The sequence below is a fragment of the Actinomyces marseillensis genome, from assembly GCF_900155605.1.
In the GTDB taxonomy this organism is placed as follows: Bacteria; Actinomycetota; Actinomycetes; order Actinomycetales; family Actinomycetaceae; genus Pauljensenia; species Pauljensenia marseillensis.
In genome coordinates, this window is sequence record NZ_LT707420.1 from 670,529 (window position 1) to 677,972 (window position 7,444).

The 7,444-nt window shown below is 62.8% G+C and carries 3 protein-coding genes; all 3 read right to left on the bottom strand.

Annotation, left to right across the window (positions count from 1 at the left end; translation table 11 throughout):
• On the bottom strand, positions 1–566 hold a 566-nt coding region (locus BQ8011_RS02835; RefSeq protein WP_077209684.1), incomplete at its 3' end, for a biotin transporter BioY.
• Positions 563–1,111, bottom strand: a complete 549-nt coding sequence (locus BQ8011_RS02840; RefSeq protein ID WP_083429976.1) for a 4'-phosphopantetheinyl transferase superfamily protein — start codon at positions 1,109–1,111, stop codon at positions 563–565. The genes BQ8011_RS02835 and BQ8011_RS02840, both read right to left, overlap by 4 nt.
• Before the next feature lie 7 nt (positions 1,112–1,118).
• The coding region (locus BQ8011_RS02845; RefSeq protein WP_077209664.1) for a type I polyketide synthase at positions 1,119–7,444 on the bottom strand (6,326 nt) is incomplete at its 5' end.

The following is a 7,444-nucleotide window of genomic DNA, read 5'->3' on the forward strand; positions in this document are numbered from 1 at the left end:
CCGGCAGCGGCCTTGACGATACCGCCGATGATGAAAGGCGTAAATCCTGCGTTCAGAGCCTCAGTCAAAGACATGCTCACTCCGCCGATTCGCAGAACCGCCCACATGTAGGGGATTCCAACAATGAAGGGAATCAAGGTTGCTCCGCCGAAGGCAGCAAGAGAGAGCCAGAAGTGGCGATCCCATGCTCGCTCAGAGAGCTTACCGATCAGCCACGCTGCGGGAATGAAGCCCAGAATGTAGCCGAAAGAAGGCTTTGCGAGGGCAGCAAGACCGCCGCTCGCAGCGGAAAACCAGGGCATTCCAGCCAAGCCAAGAAGCATGTAGGACAGCAGGGACAAAGCGCCCCTGCGCGCACCCAAAACTGCTCCGACAAGAAGAACCCCCAGGGTTTGGCCAGTGATCGGAACGGGCCACATCGGAACCGAAACCTGCGCGAGCACGCCCACGAGGGAGGCTCCGGCAAGAACCATCAGTGCATCTTTCACCAAAGAATCGGCACCGAGGTGATCGGCCAAAACAGAGGAACGTCCCACAGATGCGGGCGAAGTCAGTTGTGTAGTCATGAGAATTCCTTTGCTTCGCGCAGATCAGTCTGGTTCACGCTGACCCACGCAATCGCGTAATTACCGTCGTGTGAGAGAGAAAGAAGCCAAGAAAGTGAAGCCTTGAGTTCTTCTTGCGTCTTATCTAGTTCGGAGGCAATGCGGCCGTGGAAGCGGAAAGCGGGGCGTCCCCAGCGGTCGCACACCACCTCGATTTCGGCCCAATCGATGTCGCTGGACTTCAGCGGGTCCTCTCTGCCGTAGTAGAGCGAGGACCAGGCCTTGATGAAGGCTTCCTTTGCTGCCCAACGTGCAGCGAGGGAGTGCAGTGCGCGTGTGGGCAGTTCAGGCACGGAAGACTCAGACAGAAGATGCGATGCAGACGCTTGAAGCGGCCCCGAAGGCGACTGCCCGGCAGACGAGGCCCCCTGCTCGGGAGCAAAACGCAGTGCCGCGTTCCACTCCCGAGCAGTGAACACTCGATGAAACACCGAGCCCTCCTGGCGGAGCTGCTCCCCGAAGGATGCAACATCAACCAGGTCAACTCCGATTGCCGCGGGTGTCACGCCAGGCTCAGTTCTCTGCCCCCGCGTAGGTGCCATCTGCACCCAAGCGAGCGGAAGGATCCAAGAGCAGCGCAACCTCGGCCTCGTGCGTGCGATCGGCGGGCAGGCGGCGTCCCTCGATGGGAACAAAGAGCTCCGCGCGACCAATCATGGCCTCATCCAGGTGACGACGTCCCTCTTCGAGGCGTGCCTGCGCGCGCTCGCGCCACTGGGCCAGCGCAGCCTCGCCGCGTTCGGCCAGCAGAGCGGCCTCGAAGGCACCCGGGTGCGCCAGGACAACCATTGCCGCGATGTGGCCGAATCCCAGGGAGGTCAGCACGCCTGCGCGAACCGGGGATGCGGAGACATCCAGGGGCTTACGCAGCCACAGGAGCGGCATCCACTGCGCCATGTCGGGATCCAAGCAATCCAAAGAGCGGTTTGCGGGGATTTCCTGGCGGCGGAAGATGTCGATGAGGCCCGCTGCCTGGAAGAGCGCAGCGCCACCCTTTGCGTGACCGGTCAGGGTCTTCTGGGAGACAACGTAGAGCGGGTTGCCCTCGCTTCGTCCCAGGGCCGCCGACAGGCGCGAGTGGAGCTCGGCCTCGTTCGGGTCATTCGCGCGAGTCGAGGTGTCGTGCTTGGACACAACCGCAATATCGTCCGCGCTCAGTCCGAGGTCGGCAAGCGCGTGAGCGAGAGCAGAATCGCGTCCACCGCGTGCCGCCGCCAGAGCGCCGAGGCCGGGGGCGGGGATCGAGGTGTGTGCGCCGTCCGCGAAGGAACGTGCGTAGGCGACAACCGCCTGGACCGGCAGGCCCAGATCCGCGGCGATATCACCGCGGGTCACCAGCAGGGTGCCACCACCAGCGGCCTCGAGGAAGCCCGCACGACGACGATCTCCAGCGCGAGAGAAGTGACGCGGGGTAATTCCGCGGGCCTCAAGCGCGGCAGACTCAGCGGTCGCGTTCATGTTGCCGAAACCGGTCAGCGACTCGACAGAAATATCGTCGATACCACCGGCAACAACGAAGTCGGACTTGCCCAGGCGAATCTTGTCGACAGCCTCCTCGATGGAAACCGCTGCGGTCGCGCAAGCACCCACCGAGTGGATCATCTGACCGTAGCCGCCAATGAAGGACTGCATGGTGTGTGCGGCCACAACATTGGGCAGGGCCTCTTGAAGGATGTCCTGCGGACGATCCTCACCCAGGAAGCGCGAGAGGAAGACATGGCGCAAGGACTCCATGCCACCAATACCCGTGCCCTGCGTCGAGGACACATCCGCGGGGTGGACGGCCTGCAGGAGCTCAGCGGGGGAGAAGCCCGAGGAGATGAAGGCATCCACTGCGGTGACGAGGTTCCATACGGCGATGCGGTCCAGGGCCTCGACCATGGAAGCGGGGATACCCCACTGAGCCGGATCGAAGTCTTGCGGGATCTGGCCACCAACCGTGCGGGTCAGGGTTGCTCGCGCGGGGACCTGGACGGGGGAACCAGCGGACTTGGTGACGTGCCAGGTGCCGTTTTCTTCCCAGATCGTCGTGTGCGAGGGATCGGCCAAGACGTAGTCTTCGGCTTCAGCCTTCGTATCCACGGTGAAGGTCTGCTCGGAGGTCAAGAAGACCGTCCTCACATCATTCGAACCGCAATCAACCATGTTCGAATCGTCGTTGAAGCGGCGGATACCCGATCGAGCCACGACCTCATCGCGGAACCGATCGTAGATCTCGGCCTCGTCAACTTGCGTACCCGAGGCGTCATACCAACCAGGCTGCGGGCTTTCGGACCAGGTGATGAGCTTCATCATCCAGGCCATTTCCAGCACGCCGGCTGCGGTCAGATCGAAGTCTTCGCCGAACTCAGCCTCTTGGCGGGTACGACCCGAACCCCAGGTACCGATCTCGCCGGTGCCGACGATGACAATCTGATCGCGCAGGCTCACTCGCGGAGTATCCCACGCGAGAGGAGCAGCCAGAGCCGGAGCATGCGGGTTGGGCAGTGCGCGAACGCTTGCCGGGGTTTGTTCAGCGGCTTCCTGTGCCGAGGCCGCGGCCTGCTCGCGCGCTTGACGTGCCAGTGCCGGCAGGTCGAGTCCAGCATCGGCGAGGCCACCCGTGAGATCTGCGTGGACCGGGGCGGAAAGCGCCTGGGCGCGGACCTCGCGAGTCAGGAGCTGAGCGAGTTCTCCGGCAATTTCTTCGGTCGTGTAGACGTGAACACCGGCTGCCTGAGCGGCGGGAACGAGGACATCGTTGCCGCCCATGAGCGAGGTGCCCTGGACCCAACCGATGAGCGGGTGAGCGATGGTTGTGCGCGTCGGCCAACCGGACTCGTGCTCCCACTTGGTTGCGATCGCATCGAAAGCGGCCTTCGCTTCGCCGTAGGCACCGTCACCACCGAAGATTCCTCGGTTCGGGGAACCCGGGAGCAGGACGTGCGTGCGGTGATCGGGAGCAGTGTCCGCGCCGAGGCCGGCGAGGAGGTGAATTGCGCGCTCGACGCTCCACAAAAGCAGGCGCTCTTGAGCGAGCGCACCCTGAGGATCCGAACCAACGGTTCCGGAAACGCGAGGCGCTGCGAAGGGAACGAAAAGATCGGGCAGAAGCGCAGGCTTGACGACCTCGGTCGTTGCACCGTGCGTTTCGGTCTGTTCGCTACCCACCCACGAGATCAGTGCGTCGACATCGCGGAAGGAGGCCATATTCGCGGGAACAACCCACAGGGCCGCATCCATGTTGGCGTGGGTGCGGTACAGCTCCTTGGCGAAGGCCAGGCGAGCATCGTTGACGTGAGAAGAGGTCATGATGACGGTCGCGCCTCCGGCGAGCAACTCGCCGACGACCGCGGCAGCGATCGAGTGGGGAGCCGCGCCGGTGACAACGGCGACATCTCCAGTGAAACGGCCTTCGGCTGCCTCAAGGGCGGCCTCGGAAACCTTCGTGAAGTAGGCCTTCAGCTCCGCATCCACCGTGTGAGCGGCATACCAGGACGCCAATGCGCTCAAGGACTGGCCGCCTCCGCGCAAGCGTTCTGCGGGAACCTCGGTGGGCTCAAGAGAACCAGCTAAGATGCGTGCAAGATCTTCGCGCGCGGTTGCCCAGCGGTCATCCAAGAGAACTGCGCGGCGCTCGTCGAAAGCGGGGCGAACGGAGGCTTCCCAATTTGCGCCCAGCTCGGCCTCGACAGCGGCGATCAAGGAGGAAGAATCTTCGATCTCGGTGGCGACAGGAGCATCGGCCAGGCCAAGGGCCTTGAGGATATCGCGTGCCTGGGTTGCCAGGATTCCCTGATCACCGAGGATTCGCGATTCCAGATCGCGTAGGGCCGCCGAATCAACGACCTCGCCACCGGCCGAGCCACCCGCACTCGGGCGGCTGAGGGTTAGCCCCTCGCGGGCTGCAATCAGTGCCAGAGCCTGGTCAATGAGTGCCGAAGCGTCCTTTGCGGAGGAAACCGAACCCGGCAGAGTCGAGAGGCTACCACCACGAATTGAGTCGCCATCGCGTGTACCGAGAAGGATTTCTGCGTTCACGCGTGCAGCCCACTGCTCGGACAGGCCCCAGTTGTCCTTGACGTAACCGGTGGTGAAGGTTGCGGGCAGGCCTGCGGATCCGAAGATCTTCCTCAGCTTGGAGTTGATCGCGTCAGACAGGACCGGTCCGAAAGCTGCATAGGAGGGCACCAGCGAATCGATCGTCGAGAAGAGATCGCCCATTGACGCCTCTGCGGCACCGTCAATCGTGGACACTGAGAGCTCAGCGGCCATGTCCATGAGGAGCTGGTTGCGCTTCGAGGAGACGCCATTTGTTAGCGTTTCAACCGTGTCCGTGGCTTCGATCTGCTCGGGGAGGAGCTTGTTCGAGAAGGCCAAGAGGATACGGATCGCGTCCGAAGCGGAAAGCGGCAGCTCCGGCATGGTTCCGCTTGCTGCGGCAGCCGGTGCGGGCGCTGCGGGGGCCTCGGTCGCCACCTCGACGGCGGGCGTCTCCACTGCCGAGGCCGGGGCTGCACTTTCTGCGGGTGCGGCCTCGTCGGCGGAAGCGGGGGAGTCTGCCTGCGCACGCTCGGGGGCGGCAACCGCATCCTCGTTACGAGCGCGGGCGCTATCGCGTTCAACGTTCAAGACATCGACTTGAACCTGTGCGAAAGCGGGCAGGGACAGGGTCTTCGATGCCATATTCGCCAAGGTCGGCGAGGAAGCCAGGCCGATTTCAACGAGGCGTTCGACGCCCAATCCCTTGGGAGGAGCACTGAAGAGCAGGTCCTGAGTTTCGATCCAGCGAACCGGGGAAGCGAATTGCCAGGAGAGAAGCTCGATGAGCAGGGTACGCGCGGTCGACTGAGGATTGGCCGCGGCCTCGTCCCAATTGTCGACAAGCGTCTGGGTTGCCTCGGAAGGAACAACCTCGAGGATCGACAGTGCGAAGTCCCGACTCAGCTCGAAGGGGCGCGCAACCAAGTTCGGAATGTAGCGACCCTGGAGGACATCGAGGTTGATGCTCTCGGGAAGCAAGGAATCGAGCTTGTCGCGGAAGGCCGGAACGCCTGCGCGCAGTCGTGAGGAGTGGAAGGGAACGTCAATTCCCGGAATCATGATGAGGGCTCGGCGGCCGCCGTGTGCGCGTGCGCGCTCAGCGGTATCTGCTTCCAGAGCCTTCAATCCGGCAATACTTCCGGCAACGGAGTACTGGGAGCCAGCCAGGTTGTAGTTGACGATCTCCAAGAACTCGCCGGACTTTTCGGCGATCGAGGCGACGTAATCGCGGACCTCGGCGTCGCCCATTCCGAACTGGTTTGGACGCAGAGCTCCCATTGCGTAGTTCGAGCGTCCCTGCGCATCGCGTTCGACCAGGTGGTGCATGGCCGATCCGCGCTGGAAGACGATCTCAAGGACTTGCTCGAGGGGGAAGATCTGCGCGTAGGCCGACAGTGCGGTGTATTCACCCAGCGAGTGGCCGGCGTAGAAGGCGTGCTCTTCAAATGCCCCATCGGCGCGCAGTTCTTCGGTTTGTGCGTAGGCAAGAGTTGCCAGAGCAACCTGAGTGAATTGCGTGAGGTTGAGGACGCCCTTGGGGTGACGGAAGATCTCGGAACCAACGCGAAGTTCGGTCGGGTTCGTGCGGACAATCGATTCAATCGAGAAGCCCAGGGCCTTGCGAGTATGTGCATCCGCTTGTGCCCAGACGCTGCGGGCAGTCGCAGACATGTGCTCCAAACCCATCATCTGGCGCTGAATACCCTGACCGGGGTAGACATAGGCGGTGCGCGGTGCACGAGTGCGTGCACGGGCAATCGAGACAACCTCATCGCCAATACGGCAGGTCGCTTCAAGGACGAGCTCGCCGCCGATACGGCCCACGCGCTCAATCGTGATATCTACGATGTCGTTGAGCTGGACCATGCCGAACATGCGGTACGACCACGCCGAAATCTCAGCCTCGGGCATTTCAACCGAACGAATGACACCCAGAATGTCGGGGCTATCGACCGGCTGAGTGGAGTGTGCGCACAATACATGTTGGACGGTTGCCGAGAGCCACATTCCGTGGACCAGCGGTGCACTCAGACCAGACAGGCGCGCGGCCGCATAGGAGGTGTGAATCGGGTTGAAATCGCCAGAAACAATGGCGAAAGCCGTCATATTCTCCGGTGCTTGGACGCGCACGTGACGCAGGAAAGAACGCGGAGTATCAACGAAGGAATCGGCGACCTCGGGAGCGGGGGCCGGCGGCTGAGTCGAGGCAATGCGGCCTCGGATCGCGAAGCGCTCAACCATGCGTGCAAAGACTTCGCCCTCATAGGAGAGCTCCAGTTCGACGCGCACGACTCGACCCGCGGAAGACTCAGAGAGCTCGGCGCAGCGTCCCTCGACCTCGACGCGAGAACCGAAGGAGGGCAGCTCGCGGTCCAAGAAGATCGAGTGGTCCAAGTGCACGGCGTTAACCAGGCCCTCGATGACGGGAACTCCCTGGTACATTGCCGAACCCAGCGCTGCGTAAATTGCAGGCCAGCAGGGGCCAACCAGCGCATCGGGAACTCCCGAGGCCAGCTGGGTCGACAGTGCGCCACCGGTCACCGCGCCGTGAGCAAAGCCCAGGTTTTCGGTGAAGGTGAAGGAATCGCGAACCGTGCCAAATCCCTCGCCCGGGATAACCGCGGGCATCTTCTCGATGTGGTCGCCATTGACGGTCGTCGTTCCAACGCCCGCAGCACCCGCAAGCAGGTCATAAGCGGTCACGGACAGGCGTGACATGTCAACAACCGGGTAGGCGCCGGTCATGCACGCGCTGGACAGAAGAACCGGGATATCGATGTATTCCACCGAATGGTGCGAGCTGTTCGGGGTCTGGT